25 protein-coding genes and 1 pseudogene are annotated in these 23,981 nt (G+C 39.7%); 6 read left to right on the top strand and 20 right to left on the bottom strand.

The window, feature by feature from the left end; translation table 11 throughout:
- Positions 1 to 2: 2 nt before the first annotated feature.
- From LVD17_RS22220 to LVD17_RS22270, 11 genes are all read right to left on the bottom strand, one after another.
- The gene (locus LVD17_RS22220; protein ID WP_233761423.1) at positions 3 to 1,205 is read right to left on the bottom strand and encodes a sensor histidine kinase; all 1,203 of its coding nucleotides are present in this window, start codon (positions 1,203 to 1,205) and stop codon (positions 3 to 5) included.
- Entirely contained in the window at positions 1,190 to 4,708 is a 3,519-nt protein-coding gene (locus LVD17_RS22225; RefSeq protein WP_233761425.1) for a response regulator, read from the bottom strand. Before LVD17_RS22225 ends, LVD17_RS22220 begins: the two co-directional genes overlap by 16 nt.
- Complete coding sequence (locus LVD17_RS22230) at positions 4,705 to 5,301, bottom strand: chemotaxis protein CheB (RefSeq protein ID WP_233761427.1); 597 nt, start codon at positions 5,299 to 5,301, stop codon at positions 4,705 to 4,707. The genes LVD17_RS22225 and LVD17_RS22230 overlap by 4 nt, the downstream gene beginning before the upstream one ends.
- Positions 5,301 to 6,146, bottom strand: coding sequence for a CheR family methyltransferase (locus LVD17_RS22235; protein WP_233761429.1), 846 nt, complete (start codon positions 6,144 to 6,146; stop codon positions 5,301 to 5,303). Before LVD17_RS22235 ends, LVD17_RS22230 begins: the two co-directional genes overlap by 1 nt.
- Before the next feature lie 219 nt (positions 6,147 to 6,365).
- Positions 6,366 to 7,112 carry a metallophosphoesterase family protein gene (locus LVD17_RS22240; RefSeq protein WP_233761430.1) on the bottom strand — a complete coding sequence of 249 codons (747 nt, stop codon included), beginning with the start codon at positions 7,110 to 7,112 and terminating at the stop codon, positions 6,366 to 6,368.
- A 3-nt stretch (positions 7,113 to 7,115) separates the two neighbouring features.
- Positions 7,116 to 7,868, bottom strand: a complete 753-nt coding sequence (locus LVD17_RS22245; RefSeq protein WP_233761432.1) for a nucleotidyltransferase — start codon at positions 7,866 to 7,868, stop codon at positions 7,116 to 7,118.
- A 176-nt stretch (positions 7,869 to 8,044) separates the two neighbouring features.
- A complete protein-coding gene (locus tag LVD17_RS22250; protein ID WP_233761434.1) occupies positions 8,045 to 8,875 on the bottom strand; it encodes a universal stress protein in 831 nt (276 codons plus the stop codon).
- A 71-nt stretch (positions 8,876 to 8,946) separates the two neighbouring features.
- The gene (locus LVD17_RS22255; RefSeq protein WP_233761436.1) at positions 8,947 to 9,297 is read right to left on the bottom strand and encodes a hypothetical protein; all 351 of its coding nucleotides are present in this window, start codon (positions 9,295 to 9,297) and stop codon (positions 8,947 to 8,949) included.
- Positions 9,298 to 9,314: 17 nt separating this feature from the next.
- Positions 9,315 to 10,250, bottom strand: coding sequence for a DnaJ C-terminal domain-containing protein (locus LVD17_RS22260; protein WP_233761438.1), 936 nt, complete (start codon positions 10,248 to 10,250; stop codon positions 9,315 to 9,317).
- Positions 10,251 to 10,419: 169 nt separating this feature from the next.
- A complete protein-coding gene (locus tag LVD17_RS22265) occupies positions 10,420 to 10,896 on the bottom strand; it encodes a PA2169 family four-helix-bundle protein (RefSeq protein WP_233761440.1) in 477 nt (158 codons plus the stop codon).
- Positions 10,897 to 11,158: 262 nt separating this feature from the next.
- Positions 11,159 to 11,440 carry a hypothetical protein gene (locus LVD17_RS22270; protein ID WP_155169147.1) on the bottom strand — a complete coding sequence of 94 codons (282 nt, stop codon included), beginning with the start codon at positions 11,438 to 11,440 and terminating at the stop codon, positions 11,159 to 11,161.
- 830 nt (positions 11,441 to 12,270) lie between these two features.
- On the opposite strand from LVD17_RS22270, the gene LVD17_RS22275 reads away from it, so the two are divergent.
- Positions 12,271 to 13,914 (top strand): sensor histidine kinase, encoded by a 1,644-nt coding sequence (locus LVD17_RS22275; protein WP_233761442.1) that lies wholly within the window; start codon positions 12,271 to 12,273, stop codon positions 13,912 to 13,914.
- On the opposite strand, the gene LVD17_RS22280 is transcribed toward LVD17_RS22275, so the two are convergent.
- Positions 13,886 to 14,125: a YetF domain-containing protein gene (locus tag LVD17_RS22280; RefSeq protein WP_255702597.1), complete on the bottom strand. Its 240-nt coding sequence runs from the start codon at positions 14,123 to 14,125 to the stop codon at positions 13,886 to 13,888. The two genes, LVD17_RS22275 and LVD17_RS22280, sit on opposite strands and share 29 nt — an antisense overlap.
- A gap of 48 nt (positions 14,126 to 14,173) precedes the next feature.
- Positions 14,174 to 14,788, bottom strand: a complete 615-nt coding sequence (locus tag LVD17_RS22285; RefSeq protein WP_233761446.1) for a JAB domain-containing protein — start codon at positions 14,786 to 14,788, stop codon at positions 14,174 to 14,176.
- Between the two features lie 171 nt (positions 14,789 to 14,959).
- On the opposite strand from LVD17_RS22285, the gene LVD17_RS22290 reads away from it, so the two are divergent.
- Positions 14,960 to 17,158, top strand: a complete 2,199-nt coding sequence (locus tag LVD17_RS22290) for a hypothetical protein (protein WP_233761448.1) — start codon at positions 14,960 to 14,962, stop codon at positions 17,156 to 17,158.
- Positions 17,159 to 17,275: 117 nt separating this feature from the next.
- Positions 17,276 to 17,479 carry a hypothetical protein gene (locus LVD17_RS22295; protein WP_233761450.1) on the top strand — a complete coding sequence of 68 codons (204 nt, stop codon included), beginning with the start codon at positions 17,276 to 17,278 and terminating at the stop codon, positions 17,477 to 17,479.
- Here LVD17_RS22295 and LVD17_RS22300 read toward each other — a convergent pair.
- Positions 17,476 to 18,611, bottom strand: a protein-coding gene (locus LVD17_RS22300) for an IS3 family transposase (protein WP_233761233.1) whose coding sequence is annotated in 2 segments (ribosomal slippage) — positions 17,476 to 18,350 and positions 18,350 to 18,611 — 1,137 coding nt in all. Because the reading frame shifts where the segments join, the coding sequence is not laid out codon by codon here. The genes LVD17_RS22295 and LVD17_RS22300 overlap by 4 nt on opposite strands.
- 20 nt (positions 18,612 to 18,631) lie before the next feature.
- Between LVD17_RS22300 and LVD17_RS22305 the strand changes: the two genes are divergently transcribed.
- On the top strand, positions 18,632 to 19,111 hold the full coding sequence (locus LVD17_RS22305) for a hypothetical protein (protein WP_233761452.1): 480 nt from the start codon (positions 18,632 to 18,634) through the stop codon (positions 19,109 to 19,111).
- Between the two features lie 57 nt (positions 19,112 to 19,168).
- On the top strand, positions 19,169 to 20,206 hold the full coding sequence (locus LVD17_RS22310) for a hypothetical protein (RefSeq protein ID WP_233761454.1): 1,038 nt from the start codon (positions 19,169 to 19,171) through the stop codon (positions 20,204 to 20,206).
- 149 nt (positions 20,207 to 20,355) lie between these two features.
- Here the strand turns inward: LVD17_RS22310 and LVD17_RS22315 are convergent.
- The 6 genes and pseudogenes from LVD17_RS22315 to LVD17_RS22340 form a co-directional block, all read right to left on the bottom strand.
- Positions 20,356 to 20,505: pseudogene (locus LVD17_RS22315) on the bottom strand (ATP-binding protein); the annotation flags it as partial.
- Positions 20,506 to 20,655: 150 nt separating this feature from the next.
- Positions 20,656 to 20,961 carry a type II toxin-antitoxin system RelE/ParE family toxin gene (locus LVD17_RS22320; RefSeq protein WP_233761456.1) on the bottom strand — a complete coding sequence of 102 codons (306 nt, stop codon included), beginning with the start codon at positions 20,959 to 20,961 and terminating at the stop codon, positions 20,656 to 20,658.
- Positions 20,949 to 21,140, bottom strand: coding sequence for a hypothetical protein (locus tag LVD17_RS22325; RefSeq protein WP_233761457.1), 192 nt, complete (start codon positions 21,138 to 21,140; stop codon positions 20,949 to 20,951). Before LVD17_RS22325 ends, LVD17_RS22320 begins: the two co-directional genes overlap by 13 nt.
- A gap of 161 nt (positions 21,141 to 21,301) precedes the next feature.
- Entirely contained in the window at positions 21,302 to 21,829 is a 528-nt protein-coding gene (locus LVD17_RS22330) for a DinB family protein (protein ID WP_233761459.1), read from the bottom strand.
- A 196-nt stretch (positions 21,830 to 22,025) separates the two neighbouring features.
- Positions 22,026 to 22,802, bottom strand: coding sequence for a hypothetical protein (locus tag LVD17_RS22335; RefSeq protein ID WP_233761460.1), 777 nt, complete (start codon positions 22,800 to 22,802; stop codon positions 22,026 to 22,028).
- 74 nt (positions 22,803 to 22,876) lie between these two features.
- Positions 22,877 to 23,419 carry a hypothetical protein gene (locus tag LVD17_RS22340; protein WP_233761462.1) on the bottom strand — a complete coding sequence of 181 codons (543 nt, stop codon included), beginning with the start codon at positions 23,417 to 23,419 and terminating at the stop codon, positions 22,877 to 22,879.
- A 193-nt stretch (positions 23,420 to 23,612) separates the two neighbouring features.
- Between LVD17_RS22340 and LVD17_RS22345 the strand changes: the two genes are divergently transcribed.
- Positions 23,613 to 23,978 (top strand): hypothetical protein, encoded by a 366-nt coding sequence (locus LVD17_RS22345; RefSeq protein ID WP_233761464.1) that lies wholly within the window; start codon positions 23,613 to 23,615, stop codon positions 23,976 to 23,978.
- The last annotated feature ends 3 nt before the right edge of the window (positions 23,979 to 23,981 follow it).

Below are 23,981 nucleotides of genomic sequence, written 5' to 3' on the forward strand. Positions count from 1 at the left end.
TATCAGGAGCTACCTTCGAGACCTAAGGTAAAATAAAAGGTAGCTCCTTCATTGACCTTGCCATCAGCCCATATCTGGCCCTGATGATGGAATATGATACGCTTAGCTATTGCCAGTCCAACTCCCGTACCGTGATATTCAGTCACTTTATGAAGCCTTTGAAATACACCAAACAGCTTATCTTTATATAGCTCATCAAAACCGGCACCATTATCCCTGACCCTGTAAACATACTGCTCGTCCTGCTCATATCCGTCCACTTCAATTACAGCCACCGGTTTGTTTTTGGTATACTTTATAGCATTTGAGAGCAGGTTTGTCACCAGCCTTTCAAGCATTTGTTTATCACCGTAGCTATCTTTGATTTGACCCAGTTTAAATTCTATTGTTCTGTCCTCCTGATTTTCCACAAGCTGTGAGTAAGTTTCCTGAAATAACTGATACATATCCACCTTCCGGGGGTATAGCTCCTGCCTGCCCAGTTTGGAGAAATCCAGCATGTCATCTATAAGCCTCGACATGTTTTTGGCACTGTTCACTATTCTGCTAATGAGCTTTTGTGCTTCAGGGTCTAGCTGCTCATAGTAATCTTCAATGAGGATCTCTGAAAAACCTGCTATACTCCGAAGTGGGCTTCTCAGGTCGTGGGATACCGAATAGCTGAATGACTTAAGTTCATCATAGGCCAGGTTCAGGTCCCTTATGTTCTTTTTTAGCTTCAGGTGAGTTTCCCTTAGTTCCTGTTCCTGTTTGTACTTATCAATAAAAAACTGAACCTTGTTGAGCAGAATGTCAGGCTCAAAAGGTTTGGTAATGTAGCTAAAGGCACCGGCCTCATACCCCTTAAAAATATTAATATGATCTTTGTATATGGCTGAAATGAATATAAAGGGGATATGGGAAGTTTTTTTATCGGAGCGAAGGAGGCTTGCCAGCTCGTAACCATCCATTCCGGGCATTTGGATGTCAATTAATGCCAGTGCAAAGTCATGATGAAGTGTAAGCCGCAGGGCTTCGTTGCCGCTTTCAGCCTTAAATAGTTCCACATCAAGATGCCTGAGAAGCCGGTCCAGTGCTATGAGGTTTTCCGGGCGATCATCAACCATCAATATTTTGATCCCGGACGATGTTTGCTTTTCATCTTCCTGTACCTTGTCTTTCTGCTGCGATAAATCCTGGTTTTGCATATTTATTTCTTTATCCATATATGAATTAGCGATAGTAGCCTGGCTACATCCACCGGCTTGGTAATATAGTCATTGGCGCCGGCTTCAATACACAGCTGCCGGTCTTCTTTCATGCTTTTTGCCGTAAGGGCTATAATGGGCAGATCACGGAACCTTCCTTCGCTTCTGATAGCTCTCATACACTCATAACCATCCATTTCAGGCATCATTATATCCATTAGTACAATATCAATAGCAGGAGTATCATAAATCATTGAGAGGGCTACTTTGCCATTGTCAGCCTTGAGCACCTCAAAGCCTTTCTGCGAAAGGATTTTTGAGAGGGCCCATACGTTGCGCATATCATCATCCACAAGCAGTATTTTCTTTTCATTGAAGGCAATATCCCGATCATACAGCCCGGTAATGATCTGCTGTTTTGTGGGTGGCAGGTTCTTTACCATTCTGTGTAAAAACAGGGCGGTTTCGTCAAGAAGTCGCTCTTCTGATTTTACTCCCTTCACTATGATGGTTTCCGCATACTGTTGGAGATCGTCATTTTCCTGTTTCGTAAGCTCTTTACCGGTATAGACTATGATGGGAGGGAGCTTCTTCTCTTCTTTTTCCAGCCTTTTAATGAGGTCAAAACCATTAATATCGGGCAAACCGATATCCATGACCATGCAGTCGATTTTTTGATTTTTGAATAAGTCCAAAGCCTCTGCTGCTGTACCTGCTTCAAAACATTTTACATCTCCGTTGCCAATGAGTTTTACTATTGATCTTCGAAGGTCATCATTATCTTCAAGGATCAGGAGATTCTTCATTTTACGGTTGATGAAGTCTTCAATTCTTGCAAATGCCTCTTCAAGTTGATCCTTACTCACGGGCTTGGTCAGATATTCAACTGCGCCGGCCTTAATGAGCTCCAGGGTCTGTTCGTTTACTGACATGATGTGTACCGGGATATGCCGCAGAGAAGGGTTGGACTTAAGCGTTTTAAGCACGAGGTGTCCATTCATGCCCGGTAGGTCCAGGTCAAGTATGATTGCCTGCGGCTGGTATTGCTCGGCAAGTTTAAGACCATCTTCTCCGGTAGCGGCTGACAGAAACCGCAGACCCTTTTGCTTAGCCTGGCTGGTGAGTATACGGGCGAAATTAAGGTCATCTTCAATGACCAGAACTACATGGTCACCATCATTTATCTGGTTTCTATCATCCGGTAGAGCAGGGTAGTCAAGGAACTCCTGTTGGTTGAGTTTCTCCGATGAAGAATCTGCCGAAGGCGCAGAAGGAGCAGGAGCCTGTTCCGTACTCTCAGGCTCTTTCATCTCAATGGGTATTATGAGGGTGAACGTCGAACCCTCACCTTCCACACTACTGATAGTTATTTTACCTCCTAGTATGCGTGCCAGCTCACGACTGATAGAAAGTCCAAGCCCGGTTCCTCCGTATTTGCGAGCAGTGCTGCCATCTACCTGTTGGAAAGCTTCGAAGATAACCTGCTGCTTTTCTTTGGGGATGCCTATGCCGGTATCAGAAATGGCTATCCGCATAAAATCCCCGGCATCGCGGGTAAAGTTAACTGCTACATGCCCTTCATGTGTAAATTTCAGGGCATTGGATACCAGGTTTTTAATAATCTGATCAATGCGCTGGCGGTCTGTTTTGATGTTTTCCGGCAGGTCTTCGTCTATGCTTATTTTTAATTCGATGCCCTTTTGTATGGCCATGCGCATGAAGTTGTTTTTAATACTGTCACTTAATTCCGATATTTTAAATTGTGTCGGGCTAAGGTTCAGCTTTCCTGCCTCAACCTTTGAGAGGTCGAGTATGTCGTTGATAAGAGCCAGCAGGTCCTTGCCGCTTTTCACGATCACATCCGCACTCTCTACCTGATCAGGAGTGAGGTTATTTTCCCGGTTTTCAGCCAGGTCGTTCGACAGTATGAGCAGGCTATTGAGAGGTGTTCTAAGTTCGTGACTCATGTTGGCCAGAAATTCGGACTTGTATTTGCTGCTTATCTCGAGCTGACTGGCTTTGAGTTCAATATCCTGGCGGGCGGTTTCCAGGTCAGCATTTTTTTGTGCTACTATCTGGGCCTGCTCTTCCAGCTCTTCGTTAGCTGCCTGGAGTTCTTCCTGCTGCTCTTTTAGTTTTGTCGTTTGCTCTTCCAGTTCTTCATTACTTTGTTGCAATTCCTCCTGCTGGGCCTGCAACTCCTCACTCTGCCGCTGGGTTTCGGCCAGCAGTTCATCAATTTGCTCCCTGCTAACAGCTGCATCAAGAGCGATGGCTATGATTTCCATGGCAGTAGCAAGAAATTGTTGTTCCACTTCTGTAAAAGGCTCAAATTTTCCCAACTCTATTATACCCAGAGCCTCATTTTCAAATACGAGGGGAGCCACGTATACATAGGAGGGAAGTGCTTCCATGATACTTGAAGAAGTCTTTATTTCCGCCTGATGGGCTTCAATAATAATAGGTTTAAGTGTTAAGGCTACCTGCCCTGCCACCCCTTCACCTGGTTTAATTACATTATCCTTTCTTTGGCTGGTCTTAAACGCATAGGAGCCGGCCAGATGGAAGGTTTCACTTTCGTTTTTTAATGAGAGAGTTCCTACGCATGCTTTATGGCGCTCGGCAAGAAAGGTAATAATATCGGTAGTCAGAAATTTGAGTCCTTTATTGCCCTCCATTACCTTATTAAGAGCGTTTAATCCTGTAGAGTGTTCCTGATGTCGTTCAGCCTGAATATTTCTTTCTTTCAGTGCATTTCTCATTTTTAGTAATGCTGCACCCAGATCCCTCAACTCACGGGAACCTCTGACCTCAACCTCAGTGTCAAGGTCTCCGGCTGCAATATTATCGGCTACTTCAGCCGCCTGTGCCACAGGGCGGGTTATAGAACGCGATACGATAGCACCAAGCAGAACACTTAGGATAAAGCCACTGCCTAGCAATACCCACTCCAGGTTGCTCAGGTTTGCAATCTCTCTATCAATGGCTTCAAAATCCTGCCGCATTAAAAGCTCTACGTCCGAGCTTATATCGTTTACCAGGTTACGGATGTCATACGCTGATTTCAAACCACTGGTCCGTAGCATTTCCAACGCCATATCAGAGTTTGTCACCGCTAATTCTTCCACATTATCCTGATAGTTTTCAAGCTGGTTCAACTGGTTTTGCAACTCTTCCAACTTGTCCTCATCCACAGAGTCAACTCGTCGTTTTGACAGCATCCGCAACCGCTCATAAGACGCATTTATTTCATCGCTCCATGCTTCCTGGCGCTCTCGTTTTAGAGCAGGATCTTTAAGCAGGACATAACCTCGTAATGCAGCTACGGAATGATTAATACCATTATTGATTTCAAGGCACATCCTTGTGGCCAGTACTCTCTGATCAGTGATGCGCCCGGCCACTCCCTGAACGTTCTTAACCTGCCATAAGGTGAAACCCACAGCAAGGGCAATAATTACCGCCAGCAGGGAATATCCCATGCCGATTTTCTGGCCCAGTGTATCAATTTTTAACTTCATGTGTATTGAGTTTCGTTATCCCTGGCTATTTTTATTAACAAGTTGCTTATTTCATCTGGTGATAGTATAAAATCAGGGTTGGCAGCCTCTATAGCTGCTTTTGGCATCGATGGGGCTTCGCAGCTTTCAGGTGTCTGAGCTATAGCCAATCCTCCGTTTTCCTTTATTTTTTTTAAACCTGTAGCACCATCAGAATTATATCCGGTAAGAATTACACCTATTAATTTGTTTTTATAGGCATCAGCTGCGGTTTCGAAGAGCACATCAATAGATGGCCTTGCGAAATTAACATGTTCTGAAACTGCCAGGGAAAAGGTACGATCATGCTCTACCAGTAAGTGATAATCCGGTGGGGCAAGGTACATGGTGCCCTTCTCTATTTTCTCTTTTTCGTCAGCCTCTTTTACTTTTATGGCAGAAAGGCTGTCGAGCAACTTTACCCAGTAGCTATTACTGCCCGGAGCAATGTGTTGCACCACGATCAGAGGTATGGAAAAGTGTGAAGGGATCTTTGAAACCATTGACTTAAGCAGTTTAGTACCTCCTGCGGAAGTTCCTATCACAATTGCCTCATATGGTGTCCCTGCTGCCATCACGAAATCAGATATTTCTTTTTATATATTTTTTGTTGCTTGTCTATCACGTCAAAGGATTGTTCATAATCGGAGAAGTGCAGACCTTCTTTGTTGCCCAGGCAGAGAATACCTCCAAAAGTGAGGCTTTCGTAAAACAACCGAAGCACATTGTTTTGTAACCTGCGGTTAAAGTAGATCAATACATTACGGCAGACAACCATTTGTGTTTCTGCAAAATTATTGTCTGTAACAAGGTTGTGATGTGCCCATACTATATTAGACTTTAGAGACTGATCCATAATGGCGTGATCGTATTGGGCCAGGTAGTAGTCTGAGAAAGCTCCTTTTGAGGCAGCCTTGATATAATTTTGGGAATACTTCTTTATCAGATCTGTTGAAAATATACCGTCTCGAGCTTTGCTTAAAGCGCTTTGATTAAAGTCGGTTGCATAGATCTGTACGCGATCATAAAGTCCTTCCTCTTTGAGTAATATTGCCATAGAGTACACTTCCTCGCCGGTAGAGCAGCCAGCATGCCATATCTTTATGTATGACCAGGTTTTGAGCAATTCAATAACCTTTTCGCGCACGGCTATATAGAAAGGAGGGTCCCTGAACATCTCGGTAACATTAATCGACAGGTCTTTGAGCAGCTGTGAGGCGAATTCCTTGTCATAAAGTACTTGCTCCTGTAAGTGGGATATTGAGGTCAGGCCGGAAGTTGTTAAGCGATTAAGCACTCTTCGCTTAACATGTGCCCTCGAATACTCAGAAAAATCATATCCATATTTGCGATGTATCGCCTGCAATAAAAGCTCCAGTTCAATATCATCATTGGATTCATTCGCAATATTTATGTCCATTTTACACACATCGGGTTTAGTTTCCTTTTGCCAGGGTAGTTACTATCAAAATAAAGCAGGATTAATTGTAAATAAATTGGCTTTCATGGCCTAAAACATTCCTATGTAATAAATCAATGTAAAATGTTAATTATTGATTGTCGCCGGACGGCTCTTTTCTGCCTTCGATGATAGGCAGATCTCAAGTATTACAAATATTTTGTATTAAGGTAGAAAGAATCAGGCATTGAGCTCATAAATGAAAAATGGCTTTTCATACCCTTTCTTAGTTAATATAGGCTCAGAAACATTGAAGATCTTAACTCCTGATCGTGTTTTACCTTCCAGGGCTCCGGCGTGAGCGTGACCGTGAAAGGCGGCTTCCACCTTTCTGCTGTTCAAGGGTTCGGCGAGGTGTGAGCATCCCAGAAACGGATAAATAGCCTCAGGCTCACCTATTATGGTATCTTTAATCGGAGCATAATGTAGCACTGCAATCTTTTTGAGCTTTTCCTCGCTGGCGTCCAGGCGAGCAAGAGCCCTGTCGAGGTGCAATGCTTCATCCACGGCTTCCTGTACAAAAGCTTTCATGGCTTCTTCTCCAAACATGGACAGCATGTGATTATCAAAGCCTCCTCCAAATCCCTTTACACCGGCAAAACCAACTCCTTTAATTACAACTGCTTCTCCCTCCAGCACATGTATGTTTTCATTTTGAATAATTTGGCGAATAAGCTTTTGTCTACCTTTTTCATAGTCATGATTTCCCAGAACCGCCACTACGGGGATGGTGCAGGCTTTCAATTCACCGGAAAGTACTTCGGCCTCTTCCTCATCGCCGGTATCCGTAAGGTCACCACAGAGCAGCAGTATGTCGGCTTCATGGGAAATCTCCCGAAACCGTTCTGCCCATTTACCTTTATCAGTCTCACGGGTATGGATATCTCCAACGGCTGCTAACTTTAGTTTTTTGCTTTTTTCTGCCATAACCTATACAGTTTTCATAGTGTAAAGTTTAAAATCCCATTCTTTAATATCAACGGCATATTGGGTTTGGTCAATAATTGGCCCCCGGCAGACATTGATAGCTGAAGAGGGCTGGTTGTATTGACGGCCGGCCCTTTGGAGAAGCTCTTCGAAAAGCCATTGTGGTACAATGTCAGGGTAGTTGGCGGGGTATACAAACTGAAAATTTAACAATTGTGACAGCAAAAGATGCCAGTGCTTATCGAAATGCTGCAGTAGCCGCTTCCAGTCTAGTTTTTTGCCATATCTGAGCATGATATGATTTACGTCGGCTCCGTCATACCGCTCCCTGTTTTGTACATATATTTTGCACCATATTAGCTCCTCAGCGGGCACATACAAAACGGGTTTATCCTGAAAGGTCCCTTTTGATGCGTACTTAAACCAGTTGTCATCTACGGTGCATATATAGTTGGGGGTGTCGAAAATAATATCGATGTACATATTATTCCTGAAAATTTTGGCAAGCCATCTCACATCGGTCAACTCAGTGTCGTAGCCTTTTGTAGAGAAGAAGCGAAGCAAATTGTTACTGTCGGCGGGTCTGCAAAATATATCCAGATCTTTGGTGTCACGATGGATACCTGTATAATGACTTACTGCAAAGCCGCCGCCAAGCATAAAATCGATACCACTTTCCTTTGCTAATTTCAAAGCTTCTGAATAAAATTCGTCAGGATCCTGCTTTGACTTTTGTTGTTCTTTTTTGCTGGCCATAAAACTGTTTCTTTGCTACACTATGATTTGTAGAAAAATTCATGCCGACAGGTAACAGAAGCTTTTACAGATAAACTGGGGTTATGTTCCTGAAAAATCAGCTTAGTATCATTAATATAACTATGACCAATTCCTCAAAAATGTAAAAATATGTCTACAATATTGCCCCAGGTTGATCAGTAGTCAGCGGGCAGCGTCAGGAGCGGTACATGGCAATGCAGCACAAGGTCGCGGGTTGTACTTCCTTTAAATAACAAACCTAATATGCTATGACTTTCAGGGCTCAGGGCCAGCATATCGATATCATTTTTAAGAGCATACTCATTGATGCTTTCTGCGACATTTTTTGATGAGAGGTTTACAAAGCTATGCTCAAACTCTCTGAATTTCTCTGCAAGCCACAATACCGCATCAGAATGAGCATCGTCTTCCAAAGACACATGAACATTTTTTGAAACATGGAGAAAGAATATTTCAGCTTTGAAATGCCTCAAGAAATGCCTTAATATGGTTAAAAGATGGATATTTTCTTTTTTATGTAAATCCACAGCAAGAGCAATTTTCCTGATCTCAAACTTTTTAGACTCTAAGGGTATAGTTACTACAGCACACTTGGCGTTTTTCACTATTTTATAAGTATTGCTCCCCAATATATCCTCAAACTTATTAGTTGTACCTGTGGTACCCATTACGATCAAAGACACCTGCTGCTCTTTTGCGGCAGCCAATATTTTATCCACCGGGAATCCGATGCACACCTGAGTTTCGATATAAGGATTATTAATATCGTCCATTTCATTTCTGAGCGCTTCAAGCTTTTGCTGGGCTTCTGAGCGCTCTTCTGTAATGACATGGTCATCAACGAACATAGTAGCATCCCCGCCAATAGGCTCCACCACATGTATCAATACCAATGTGGCATGGAATGCCTTGGTCATTTGTACAGCGTAAGACATGGCGTTCATGGAGCTGTCGGAAAAATCTACCGGCATTAATATCCTAAGCATAATTATAGCATTTAAAGATTTGGATCAGCACTGGAAACTGTTGTTTGATCCCGTACATGATCATCTTTTATTTATTGAAATATTCTTAATTGTAATTGGCTGATTTTCTTTGTTTTATGAGGTGAATTTAAAGCCAGGTAAGTGAGCCCCAGCCGTGACAGCTTCCAGTCTCTGTAGATGTTTCCGTTACTGCACCGGTACACAGGTTTGATATTTTCGGAAGTGCTCATATGCACGCTGTTCATGGCATCTATGAGCGGGGAAATAGCATTATTCAGCTCATCCAGGTTATCATAACCTATCGATTTCATCCAATCCTGCGCATAATACCTTAATTCATGATCATTAAGCGCTTCGAGAAAGCGAAGTATAACCGTACTTTCACTCGGGACTTTGTCTAATGATGTGATTGATATTTCCATGGCTTAGCGGGTTTAATTTAACTTACATATGAATCTTGTTTTTGAAGGGAGCGCAGCTTTTTGAATAGTTCTCTCTCTTCCTCTGATAATTGAGTTGGTATTTGCACGTTAATGGTCAGGTACAGGTCTCCATACTTGTCTCCGGCAGGCATACCTTTACTTTTTATTCTCAGCACTTTGCCATTGGCAGTGCCGGCCGGAATTAAGACGCTCACCGGACCATGTAAAGTGCTTACATTGATCTTGCCACCCAGAATGGCCGTATAGATGTCAAGTGCCAGGTCGTGATAAAGATCATTTCCCTTTCTTTGATACAAAGGGTGAGGGTTAATGATAATTTTCAAATAAAGATCTCCTTTCGGGCCATTTGGAATAGCAGAGGCCCCTTTACTTTTAAGCCGGAGTGTTTGCCCGTCGTTCACTCCTGGCTTTAATTTTATTCTCATTCTTTCCCCGTCAAGGCCAAATACCTTCGGACCTCCGTGAAATGCATCTTCCAGGCTAATGCGGAGCTCGGCGTGTACATCCTGTCCTGATGGGGTGCTTTGTCTTCTCCTGTTGCCGGTTGCACGGCTGCTACCACCGAAAATAGTTTCGAAGAAGTCTGAGAAATTGGTGTTGCCAAATATATCATTAGCGTCTCCCTGATAATACGTGTAACCACTTTGCTGGCCTGAAGCATACCGGGACCAGTCGAAATCACCATTCTGGCCGCCGGATTCTCTGAAATGTCTCCAATTGCTGCCCAGTTGATCGTATTTTTTCCTTTTCTCCGGATCTTTTAACACTTCATAAGCTTCGCCTATTTCCTTAAATTTTTCTTCAGCCTTTTTATCTCCCGGGTTCTTATCCGGGTGATATTTTACCGCCAGTTTTCTGTAAGCTTTCTTAATATCACTGGCCGATGCCTTTTTATCGATCTCAAGTATCTTATAATAGTCTTTGTAGTCCATGCCAAGCCAGATTCCTTTTAATAATAATAACAAATCAAATCATGAATGAGTTAAATTTAGTCATTATAATATAGCGTTAACAATAATGTTAATCAACGGAAACCATGACATAAATCATTTATGCCGGTTTGCCGGTTGCTATCCGGCTACCGACTGATTGACTCAGAGTCTATGGAACTGATGTCTGTTTGTTTCTTTTGTCGTCTTTCTGGTCATACTCTTTTTCCATTTCAATGATCCTGTTGTACTTGCTAATGATTTCACTACGCTGATACTTGATCTGCTCCTCAAGAGTAGGGGGGTATGAGCCTCCGGCAATTATATCATCATAGGTCTCAATAGTATATTTTTCGCCGCGTTTGCATTCCCTTAGCACCGTTTTGGCACTAAATCTTTGTGGTGATGTTTTCAGGTCTATCCATACCCGGTGCAAATCAGCCTTAAAATGAGTGCTGATTTCTTCAGGAGTAATATTGATTTCCTCAGCCAGGGCTGTTGCATAGTTCTTTCTGTCATTAGAGCATTGATTCAGGAAGGTATTTAAAAGGCTGTCGTTAACATTGTCAGCAGCTGTTTTATAACCTTCAAAGGCATCAAGATTCACCCTAACCAGTTTTTTGATGTTTTGTTCCGTATTTCTTTCCATAGCAAATGAGTTTTTGCTTATTATCTGAAAAATCCATACCAATGATACCCTTTAATTTTTTGCAGGTTACAGGAGTTAAAATGTATCAATATTGAAAGTGCTATTGCTGGATTGTTAGTGCTGAAAACCAGTGGCTTAGGCTTATAAAAGAAATACCCTGAGCCGTAAGTTCAGGGTATTTCTTCTGCTGACTGAATTACATGTTCAGACAGAGATTTTATTAGTATACTGATATCGTGGAAATGTTACTCAATTTTGTGAACTAGCGTTCAAGTGCTGAATGAGTATAAGGCGCCCTGGTGCTATCGGGGAACAATTCATCCAGCACTTCTTCCAGTTGCTTTTCAGAGTAAATTAGTTCGTCATTTTTCTTTCCTATGGTTTCGCAGATCTGAAGAATGCAGTTTTTCTGTTCCTGCGTCAGGTTTTCCGATTCTTCAGTAAACAATACCAAAGCGGTAAGTTTGGAGCGAAGGTCATAAGACTTCACTTTTAATCTTCTCGTGTACCTCAGTATGTTGTGGTATTCTTCGTTTAATTTCATATAAATGTTTTTAGCTGGTTGGTTGCATATAATTTAACAAAATATTAGGGAAATAATGCCCGTTTTTATAAATTATTTAGGTCTTTTTTTCGCTACCTAATGTTCAGTGACTTAGGGTGATGTTTTAACCAGCTGTTATAGACGAACAAAAGTTAATTTTAAATTAAAACGTACAGCGTAAGATATTAGGTGCTTCTAAATAAATTGCTGTTAATTATTACCTAATTTTATTAATCAGACAATAGTGGGGTGGGTGATGGAACGGGAATCAAAGGGAAGCCGGCAATGAAAGCAATGCAGAGGTACAGACCGGCTTTGTTTTTACAAGCTTGCCTCTGGCTTCGAAATTCTAAAAGTAAACTTGGGTTGTACTTGTTTGGAGCTAATATCGTGGTGGTTAATTATCAAATATTTTTCTAACGCATATGCCATATTTATTAGTAATTAATCAATGATGATAAAATGTACATGTTTCTTCGAAAATATGTACAACAGACTTAAATCAATGGTCACTGATCCAAAGAAGATCTGGAATTTTTTAATAATTATAAATTACATAGAGACTATAGACCGGTGGTGGCCGGAGTTTAGCAATTATAAAATGAGTAATTAAACACGATTCTGCATAGCTCTGTTCTTTGGGCATAGAGGCGGAGTGTTGCAGGCTTTAATTACAGCCCTGTTTGTTTGCAGGAAAATGTGGAATGTGATGGGAAGAGCTTATAGAACTTCCGGGAATACCGAAGGATGCATCTTCATAGAGTGCAATTAAGTAGTCCTGTCATCGTTTTTTGAAGTTATTTTTTGTTTTACTCGTTAGCTCCCAGTAGATGAAAAGAAAAGCATTAAGTACACTCTTTTTTATGGTACCCATTATAAATGCGTGCCATTCAGAGCCTATTGCCAGTTGTAGCTCCACTGACGAAACCGTATCCGGCATGTATGCCTCCGTATCTGATGAACAGCCATCAGAATTTTTTGCAAATATCTTCGACACAAGTCTTTGGCCACCACGATGGCAGTGTGGTACCTGGAGCGATTTTCACGGCTGGTTTTATATCTTGTCAGATATTGGCATTTGGCTGGCTTACTTTGCCATACCGGTTATTCTTGGGTTTTTTCTGTATAAGAAGAAAAATGCTGATCTGCCTTTTCCGGGCATACTTCTTTTGTTCATTTCATTTATATTATCCTGCGGGCTCACGCACCTGGTTGATGCCGTAATATTTTGGGAGCCGGTGTATAAGCTAAGCGCGGTTATGAGGTTTATTACCGCCGTAGTGTCTATAGGTACTGTGTTTGCGCTCATCAGGGTTACGCCAAAGGTACTGCAATACAGGAGTCCTCAGGAGCTTGAGAAAATAGTGGAAGAAAGAACGGAAGCCCTGCAACGTGCCAATGAGAAGTTAGCCATTGAAATCAGGGAGAAGGAGGCTGTAAAAATGGAAAGCAGGCTGTTGCTAGAGTCCTTACCTATCATAGCATGGGGTGCCGATGCTGAGGGAGAGTCAAATTATGTTAACGGGCGCTGGGAGGAGTATACGGGACTGGAATCCAACGATGACGAAAACTGGCGTAAGGCTGTTCACCCGGATGACCTTAAAATAGGCGAGGAACTTTGGGATCACTGTGTGAAAACGGGTGAAGACTTTATAGTCGAGCAAAGGCTGGCAGCCAGGGATGGTCACTATGAATGGTTTTTAGTCAAAGCCATAGCCATCAAAGATGATAAGAACAACATTATAAAGTGGATTGGTACTGATACCAACATCCACGAGCAGAAGCAAAGCGAGCACCGTAAGGACACTTTCCTCAATATGGCTAGTCATGAGCTTAGAATTCCGCTGACCAGCATCAAGGCTTATATTGAATTACTTAAGGAAATATTAGGTGAAGAGAAGTACGAGCCGGTTCCTTCTTACCTCGACAAGGCGTACAGGAGTACCGAAAAGCTAAATACACTGATCACAGAGCTTCTGGATGTATCCAGAATACAATCAGGAAAGGTACTGTTGAACAAAAGTGAATTTGATCTTGACGAGATGATACAGGAAGTGATAGAAATTTTTCAGCACGATTGCCTTACTCATCAGATTGTATTTCAAGGAGGGGTGAGTAATAAGATAGTGGCTGATAAAGGTCGTATTGAGCAAATAGTAAATAATCTGTTGTCCAATGCCATAAAATATTCGCCAAAGGCTGATAAAGTGGTTTTGCGCACCAACAGAGGGGCGGAACATATTCAGGTGGACGTAACGGATTTTGGATGCGGGATAGCGGTGGAAGAACAAGGAAAACTGTTTGACCAGTTTTACCGCTCTTCAGGCACAGCTAAAAGTGCCAGCGGGCTAGGCATAGGGTTGTATATATCGCAGGAGATAGCTAAGCAGCATGGTGGAATAATAAAAATCAGCAGCGAACCGGGAAACGGATCTACATTTTCACTTATACTTCCCCTTCAGGATATGAGTTAATATATTCAGTAAAGCCTTCGACATTGCTGAGAGAGGAACTGGCAGGATCAGGCCTGCGCTCATTTATTACACTGAAACTACCGTCGGTTTCAAGCACTACTGCCGAAATTTCTGCAACGGAACCGTAGCCGTTTGACCTAATAGCCGCTTTTATCTCGGATTTTGTTACCCGCTTATTTTTCATTCTGTCCTCCATAAAACGCCCATGCATAAAAATAATTGTAACCACTTTCCTGAACCATAAGGAACCGAATACCTGTTACCGATCACCAATCTCCAAAATTTCCTGCTCGGACAAACCGGTATATTTGGCAATAATTTTTATCGATTGTTTATCCTTTAACATCTTGGAGGCCATCTCAATAGCCTTCTTCTTCTCAATCCCAGCAATCTCCTTCTTCAACTCATCAATCTGCTTAAAAGAAAGGTCATAGGTTGTTTCTTTCTCGATCTTCTCCAGCATACCGGAGTCTACAAAGCTGTAATATTTCTCTTCTGTAATGATGAGGTGATCAATCACCGGCACATTGACGAACTTGCCGATGGCCAGCATCTTATCCGTAACTTCTATATCACTTTGGGTAGGCTTTAGCTCACCACTCGGGTGATTGTGCACCATTATGATCTGAACGGCCCGTTTCTGCAAAGCAAAACTAAACACCTCCATGGGCTCCACCAGCGTCTGGTTAACCGTACCCAGACTGATCAGCTCGATCAGCAATATCTGGTTGTTGCTCGCCAGGCAAACCACCCAGAAGTGCTCCTTATTCCGGTCAATTTTGTTTTCACGCAGCAGCACCTGCTGCATCACCTTATACAGATCCTCAGAGTTGAGTACCTTGATCTTTTGCTCTTGAGATAGTCGGACATTCATAGGCTGCTAAAATAGTATGTTTTTTAGTGGAATGGGAGGGGATGGGGGAATTTTTGGAATTAAGAGGGTTAGGAGTGAAAAATGCCTAAGGTTGGGTATTGTGTTTATATTTTTTTATTTGCTAGTTGAAAATAATTTTCAAATTAATTAATAGTTTAAAATTAATATACCGTGGAAATTGACTTAAATGCTTTTGAAACAGCACTTGACCATTTAAATGATGGTTGGATTTTTGAAGACTTTTCAAAACAATTTTTATCAGCAGCTGTTGGCATAGAGTTTATCCCAGTAGGTGGTACTAAGGATAAAGGTATTGATTCCTTTGACAAAATCTTTTCAAGAAAACATAGAGAAACAAATATTTATCAAATTTCTACAGAAAAAACAAATTATCTTCAGAAGATAAGAAACACAATTTCAAAGTTGAAAGACAATGATGTCGATTTTGATGCTCTGATTTATGTTACAAATAGAAAAGTTCTGAACAAAGAAAGACATATAGACACTTTGCAAAATGAAACCAAAGTTTTTATACAAATTTGGGATAGAGGTTGGTTTACTTCTAACGTTGTAAATTATCCTGGCTGCGCCAAAGCATATCAGTGGCTAATAAAGAATAGTTTTCACTTTCTTAATAATCCAACTAAGACAATTACTGTCGGTAACCATGATAAAGACCCAAGGTTATTTATATTTCTTAGACAACAGATGGAAAAGGGGGCAGATAGTATTTCCTTCTTAATTATAGATACCCTGATTCTATTTTTTCTAGAAGATACTGATCCTGACTTAAATAAGTTTAAATCCAGAAATGAAATAATAAGCTATATAAAATTATTTTTTAAAAACTCAGAGTTATCTATTGATGAAGATATACTTCGGAGATTAAATGCTTTGTGTATGAAACCAAGAAAAATACAGTTTCACGCAAAAGCAAATGCATATTGTCTTCCATATGATACAAGAATTGAGATTCAGGAAAGAAACATTAATGATATTAGGTTGAAAGAAGAGTTTACTGAGCAATCGGTAGGGATCTTAAAAAAATACTTAACCCTTAAAGATGTTAAAGTAAATAATATTGAAGCAATATTAGATCACCTTTTAAATAAACTATTTTATAGTCAAGGATTAGAGTTTTCAAATTTCATGCTACATAGTAATTCAGAGAGTGTAGTAGAAAAGGAATTAAGACAAGTTATTGCAGAAACTGTGGAAGAAAAAAAAGTTTCAATGAACAATAGAGAATCTGTAAAGGAAGCATTAATGTTTGGGGTACGTGAGATAGTTTATAATGGGTCACATGTCCAAAAAAAGTTTTTAAGGTCCTTATCTAACACTTATATTTTAATGTTCTTAATGCAGTGGGATCCGAAAATTACTCAATATTTTAGTAGTCTAGCCTCAAATATGAAAGTCTTTGTAGGGACATCAGTAATCATTCCTGCGCTATCTGAAATTTATCTTTCCCACCATAATCGAAGGCATTGGTCACTACTCAAATCAGCAAGTGTAATGGGCATTGAACTTATGGTTGACGATGTGATAGTTGAGGAGTTGGTTCAGCATTTCTACATGATTAAGCGCAATTACCAAAAATATTATAGAGAGAATGAATCTGTTTACTTGGATGATGAATATAACCTTAAATTAATTGATGATATTTTGTTGAGGGCATATTTTTATTCCAAAAATCGAGGTCGTATTGACAAGTTTGATAAGTTCTTGAATAACTTCCTTAGTCCGGATTTAAAAACGGCAAAGGCCGACTTAATCAGTTTCTTATCAGACGAATTTCAAATTAGTTACAAAAATGATGTGCAATTGGGTATTGAAATTAGCAGTGCTAAGGTTGATAAATTGATAAAACCACTAGAAATAGATAAGAAAAATAAAGAAGTGGCTATGACTGACGCAAAATTAATTCTAAAGATATATGGTTTAAGAGAAAAAAATGGAGAAAGTGGTAATTTGGGTGTCTTTGGGTATCAGACATGGTGGCTCTCCAAAGACACGTCAACTTATAGAGCAATTAGAAAAACATTCAAAAATGAATATAATGTCAGTTGCTACCTAAGACCTGATTTTTTATATAATTACATATCTCTCGCCCCAAAGTCTGAAGAGGTTAAGGAATTATACAAAAACTTATTTCCTAGTTTGCTAGGAGTCAATTTAAGTTATCATATCTCCCCTGAGATTTCGATGGAAATAAAGTGCGCTTTACAAGAACATAAAGATTTGCCTAGCTCTAGAAAAAAAGCTATTTTGAGAAATCTGTCAGACAGGTTAAAAACTGATCACCGACTCAAAAATAGAAAACAGCTCAAGGCTTATTTAGATAAAGAATTTTCTTACAATCCAGAATAGAATACATACAAGAGTATAAGCCTCAAGATAACTTCACCTTGTTTTTTAATAATATTATAATCATAAGCTTGTAAGTAATCATATTTTAAAGAGATTTAAGATGTTAACTTGTATAAAATGAGACCAGTTTTTGTAATAGCATTCTTAACCACTTTTTCAACTTTAGCAGCCTATATGGCAGTTGCAGGCATTAGTTTTCTAGAACATGAATCATTACTTAAGGAAGCTAAACAAAAGGCAATTTTAGAAATGCCGAAAATTGATGGTCCCGTTGTAAGCACCCCCGTTTTAGGACTCCATAAAAGTATAGATTTCTATTAATTATTATTGTTATAATAGGTGTTAATTGTGGGTAACTCGATAGAGTTATCCACTGTTAACGCCACTTGTGCGTATTGTACAGGACTCTTATCATTTAAGCTTTCATGTGGCCTCACAAAGTTGTAATCATACATCCAATCTTCAGTGGCTTGTCGTACTTCATCTATAGAATCAAACACATAAGCATCAAGCACATAGTTTCTATAGGTACGATTCAGTCTCTCAACATATGCATTTTGAGTAGGCTTACCTGGTTGAATATAAATGAACTCTATTGCGTGCATACGGCTCCATTCTTGTGTTAATGCCGCTATAAATTCTGGACCGTTATCCATACGTATGCGCGAAGGTTTCCCTCTGCGTTTAATTAAGTGATTTAAAACCCACACCACTTTATTGCTCTTTAAAGAATAATCGATCTCTACATGCAAAGCTTCTCGATTAAAATCATCCATAACATTGAAAGAGCGGAATTTACGCCCATTGAATAAGGCATCACTCATGAAATCAATAGACCATGTATGGTTAAGTGCAGCAGGCACCTCCAGAGGTTCTTTTATTCTTGCTGGCAATCTCCTCTTTACTTTCCTACGCAAGTTTAAACCCAACGCTTTATAGATACGATGAACTTTCTTGTGATTCCATTCATTACCCTCATTTCTGAGGCGATTAAATGCTTTCCAAAAACCTTCGCGAGGAAATTGCTCAGCCTTTGCCTGCAATGCTGATATTATAGGCTCATCATTCTTAATAGACTGATAATAATATACCGATTTGGCTAGATTTAGCACACGGCACGCCCTGCTGATGCCACAGTTCAGTTCCTTCTGCACTTCTTTAACGAGCTGCTTTTTATGACAGGGCTTTAAAGCTTTTTTTCTATAATCTCTTTAGCAAGTTTGAGATCAAGGGCCAGTTCAGCATACATATGTTTTAACCTTCGGTTTTCTTCCTCAAGGTCCTTCAGCTTGCGAAGCTCTGAAGCTTCCATTCCGCCAAAGCGCTGACGCCACTTGTAAAATGAAGCCTGGCTAACGCCGTGTTCACGACTGATCTCTGCTGCCGTTTTTCCTGCATCAAACTCCTTTAAGATGCTGGCAATCTGCTGGGGTGAAAATCTTTTCCTTTTCATAAAAACAGTTCAAATTTAAGTTGTTTTCTCTACTTTTAAACTGTCCTATTTACGGGGGTGCTTACACCGTAGAGTTTGAGGGAGTTAAGTATAAGAATTATGATGTAATCATAGAGCATGTTACTGCAAGGAATTATTTCTATTTTTTTTCTTGGGTGCGTTTTTTACCAAATTTTGCCATATTGTTTTTGACAGCTGGTTCCTTTGGGATTCTTGGTGGAGCCTCGGCTATTACTCGTAGTTATATCATAAATAATAAAACTGATGTCGAGATTAAGAATCTACTAGAGCTTAGTCTTAGTTTTTTTATGGGTATTGCCATTTTAGGAGTTGCGTACATAATACCTTCCGTTTTAGTTGAAGGAGACTCTTCCCTAAAAATGACATCTGTTATGTTTCTATGTTTTTTCGCAGGCCTTTTTTATGAAAAAACATTTTCATGGATCAGCGGTATTTTTGACGGGGTAACAAAGAATGTCAATAAGGCTCAACCTGAATAATATATCACTTCTTATTATAACAAAATCAGATTACTTTAATAATGGTTTAATTAAGATATGCCAATACCTAATTTATCCAGTCTGTTTCAGAGAATTAACAAAGGGTGTGAAGGAGGAAGTGAATTTGCTCGTATAATGAATTATTTACTAACTGCTGAATACCGAGAACTCAACTATCAATTTATTGTTTCTTCTGATGCCAGTGGAGATTTTATGCATGTAGACAGCTACGCAAAACCTAGACGTACAAAGCAATATGTTGGGTTTCAATATAAATTTTACCCCTCAAAATTAAGTAGTAGTCAAAAGTCTAACATTCAAAAATCACTTGAAAAAGCCTTTCGGAATTTTGAAGAGCTGCACCACTGGGTGTTGGTAACCCCAGAAGATTTTATGAAAGAGGAAATGAATTGGTTCAATAGACTGAAAAGTAGTTATGAATTTAATTATTCGTTAGATGATGTGGCACAATATTGTAATGAATATGGTCAATTTCCGATTAAGACCTTTTTCCAAATCGAACATATTGGACATTCAAAATTGCAAGAACTCTTCTTACGACATCCTCATATTGGCCGAGAATATTATCCGGAACTCTTTAAGAATCCTTCAGTAAGTCCTACGTTAACAAAATCATTTTACTTGGCAAAATTAGGAATTGACAGTGTAAGTTGTACTTGGCTAAGAGGGGATAAGAAAAATCAATTGTTTCAGAGGTACTATATAAAGCTTGGCTTACAGACTGATAAAACAAGTGATCCCATCTTCGACTGTTTTTTCATCAACAATACGGATAATATATTTTTACTACAGCAAATTGATATTAAGGTTATTGATTTTTGGACAGAACTAAGAGGAATTCCATCACACAAAATGTTAAGACCATCCGGTACAATTGATATAAAAGTTGATTTTACTTCTGAGATCACTAGTTATCAATTTCAAGACCCGATGATTTTCTTAGCTAATGCTCCTGAACGCTTCAAAATAAGACTTCTAGATATTGAGTGTCCGGGAAATAACTGTAGAATACAGTTTTTGTTTCATTTTATAGACCATTCGATTAAAACCAATGTGGTTCATTTAGCTTTTTAGATTCATTTTACCTTTGGTATCGGCCTAACTTAAATCCATAGCCAGTATAATCTTCGACTTATAATCAAATAGATGTAGATAGGACCATGCCATTGATTTCGGTCAAAAGGTGCCACTTTGAAAGATGCTGCAAAGTAGTAAAAATTTAGTTATTCATTTTTTAAAATTCCTTTTCTTAGTGACTCTCCTTTTAGGTCTATCCGGTGTGAAGAGTTGACTAACCTGTCTAAAATAGTACCTTCTCCAATGATGTCATACCATGCCGAAACGGGTATTTGTGAGGATAGTATAGTGGCCGTTTGATTAAACCGTTATCACTGGCACAAATCGAACCGTTTTGGCTTCTTACTGCCCCAACATATAAAATAGAGACAAGGAACATTACGTCTCCGCCGTTATTATAAATGCTTTGGGCTAGCATAAACTAGGAAACTGGATTACTTTTCAACTTATAAGCCTTTTAGTCTTTTTGGATTTCTGGATGTATGGAAAACTCTGGAAATTACAGCTTTGTCCCTGGTAGTTCTATAAATGATTTTGTAGCTCCACACGACAAGAAATCTGTATTCGGATCTTTTATGGGCTAGTAAGGGATCAACCGTGCCCATTTTAGGGGAATTTTCCAGTAACTCTGTTGTTTGCAAAATTTTATTGAGGACAATTTCAGCGTATGAAAGTCCTTGTTCCTCTCGTATGTATTTAATGGCCCGTTCTAATTGTCCGAATGCTTTTTTTGTCCAAACTACCGTAACCATTCTCTAGATTTAGCTTGAACTTCTTTCTGGGTTAATATTTCACCTCTTTTTTCTTGTTGTTCAGACTCGTCAATGTCTGAAAGCAAGGAAAGTTGTTCATAGACGTCCTCGAGAGTGGACTCGGGAGTTAACCTATCTGCTATTTGTATGAGATATTTCTTTAGAGCTACTTCTTTCATATCTTGAAGTTAACAATTTGGGTATCAAAATAAATCCTTGCCCAAGAAAAATGTATCCAATCCTGAGTCTCTTGCAGAAATATCTGTTTCGATACGAGCTACAAGCTCACACTAGCGGTAATGGCAAGGCTTCAATCAATATTGTACTAAAGCTTCAATGTTTATTTGCTCTTTATTAAAGTAACATATCTTTCTTTAATGATATTAAAGTGGTGTATTTGATGAGCGGTGATGGTGAGGCCAATGGCATAAAGAGGCATTTCGTATTCAAAAAAATCACAGTTTATATCAAGTATCTCTTTATTAAAAGATTCAAACATCATTATGGTAGATTGGCGTACAATTCTAAGCTCATTTACTAACTCTTCTATTGATCGTTCATTAGCATTAGAGTTTTTAGCCATTATTTCCTGATCATGTGCTTCTGGGATAGTTCCTTCTCCACGGGCAAAAATAATAGCCCTAAAACACCAGATTCTTTCCCAGTCTATGAGATGCTGTAATATTTTATGAACTGTCCATTTATCTTTTTCATAAGTTTTAAAGCCAATTTTGTTCAATTGGGAGATATCAATGTTGTTGATGTTTTTTAAACTTAATTCTAAAGCATTTGAGAGCTCAACATCTCCATTTAACTCTAAAACATATTGTAAAAATTTGGGATCTTTTTTCGTCTCTGATTTTTCCATTATATATGCTTTTGTCTCATTGCTTACAACCAAACTTTAAGTTGATTCATTAAATTATAAAATGCAACTAAAGCTAGAATATCGGCGACATGCCATTTAGAATGTAAAATCATATTGAAGTCAGAATTTGGGCTTCATGATAGCACTATACACTATTGGTCAGCGCTTGTAATTGCCTGCTACCAGAAACAGGTTTTTAAACATATTCATTCAGGAGTCGCTCCAGTGCTAATGCCCTCTCGTAAATTTCATTACTTTCAAGTTTATTAATTGAGAATATGGACACCAGGGCAGCATAAAGCTCAGGCATTCGCAGGATATCTACTATTTGCTCTTTTATCCACTTATTGTATGAAATAGGGTAGGTCTTGTTCTTAATAAAGAGTGTTTGCAAAAACTTTCTGAAGGCAACATTCAGTCTATCATAGGCTTGAAAATAAAGCTGCCTTTTTATAAATACCGGTATGTGTTCTATTTCATACATGAAAGCATTCTTCGACTGGTAGAGTCTTTCAGTTTGTAAAGCAGTATCGTAATATGGCAACCATTGAGCTTTAAGCCATTTGAAATAATCGCCTTCCCGGGACAGCGGCTTTGAATAGAGTAGCCTGTTACCAATTTCCACCTCAAAGAAGTTGGCATCTACACCATCTTCCCATTCCTCTTGCTCAAAATTACCATCAATAATATCGAGGTGGATATGAGCAAACCTGCCAGAGCTTTTATAATCGTTTAAAAGCTTATCAGTGGCCTGAAATTCCAGCCACGCATTTTCAATTTGTGAAATGGCCTGATCACCAACTTCCGGGTTTACCAATATGGCCATATCAATATCACTGTCGTGTGTTCCTTTCTCCCTCGCCAAAGAGTTTACTAAAAGAACAGTATCCACATGCTGGCTTTTGAAGTAATCCGCAATTCTGGATACAGTTATTCTATGTTGTGCTGTAGGGTATTGTATTTCAGTCATCATTAAGTTAGTGCCAACGCTTACTGGTGGTGTTATTTTTGTGCAATTTCAATCTTACCATTTTCATAATCGTAATATCACCCCTCAAAAATCACATCCCGCTCATCATCATGAAAGAAGCTGAAGGTGACATAAAAAGGCGCTTTGAGGGGCAGGCTTTGGAATTCCTCGGTTTTTGCCACGGATGCTATAACTTCCCCGATCAGCTTGTAAAAATACATGATCAGGCCCGAGTAGTCTCTGTCTATAACCTGGAAGCTGTCTTCACCGCTGATGCTAAAATATTGCTCAAAAAATCCGTCATTGTCGATTGCTGAAGTGTTCATGATGCAGCCTTCGTCAAAAGCGGTTTCAAGGTCATTACCGGGCATAAAGTCTACTTCAATGTTGCCCCCGTACTCGTTCCAGCATATGTCCACCACACCTATGCTTTCCCGGGTATTGGCCAGCAGGCGAGGGGCGGTGTCCCTGAAGAATCCAACCAAAGCATTGTAGCATCTTTTGGCTTCTGCTTCCCAATCTACCTGAGCTAAAATGGCTTTGTAATTATCATTTTCGAAGTTATTGGTAACAGGCTCAATGGCAGCGTAAAAGGCAGAAGATAAGAGTATGCTCTTCATGTATGTTGAGTTTGGTTAGGCAGAGTTGTAAACGGGTAAAGATATAGTTAGTAGCATAAATAATCCAGATTAAAGTGTGGCAAAGGCACAAAATCACTACAAATGGTGAGGCAGCACACCTGTATTTTGATTAGTATTGGGTAGAGGGTCGTTAGTTGCGTGATTTGCGAGGGTTTAGTAAAAAAAAGTAGAAATGAGAGCTATTTGTATATTTATGATCTTTTCTGCTACCTGTTTTTGCGGCTCAAAAGCTAATATTCAGCCTATGTCTGTTATGAATGAATGTTTTTCTGCCGCTAATTTCGACTTGGTATACCGCCACATCCGCGAAAACATAGATAATGACGATCTCAGCTATTACACCTATGGAAAGTATCAGCTTCATCCGGATGGCTCAGCTGAAATCATGGTAAAAGAGAACGGTTACACATTGGCCATAATCAGCCGTGACAAAGGTATCTACTCACTTGCCAAAGTGCTTAGTGACAATATTAATCTGGTAGGTCTTGCTAATCAGATTTTCTGTGAGGTGCTGGAAAAAAGAGTAGACGGCCGGTGAAGT

The sequence above is a fragment of the Fulvivirga ulvae genome (assembly GCF_021389975.1).
GTDB classification, from domain to species: domain Bacteria; phylum Bacteroidota; class Bacteroidia; order Cytophagales; family Cyclobacteriaceae; genus Fulvivirga; species Fulvivirga ulvae.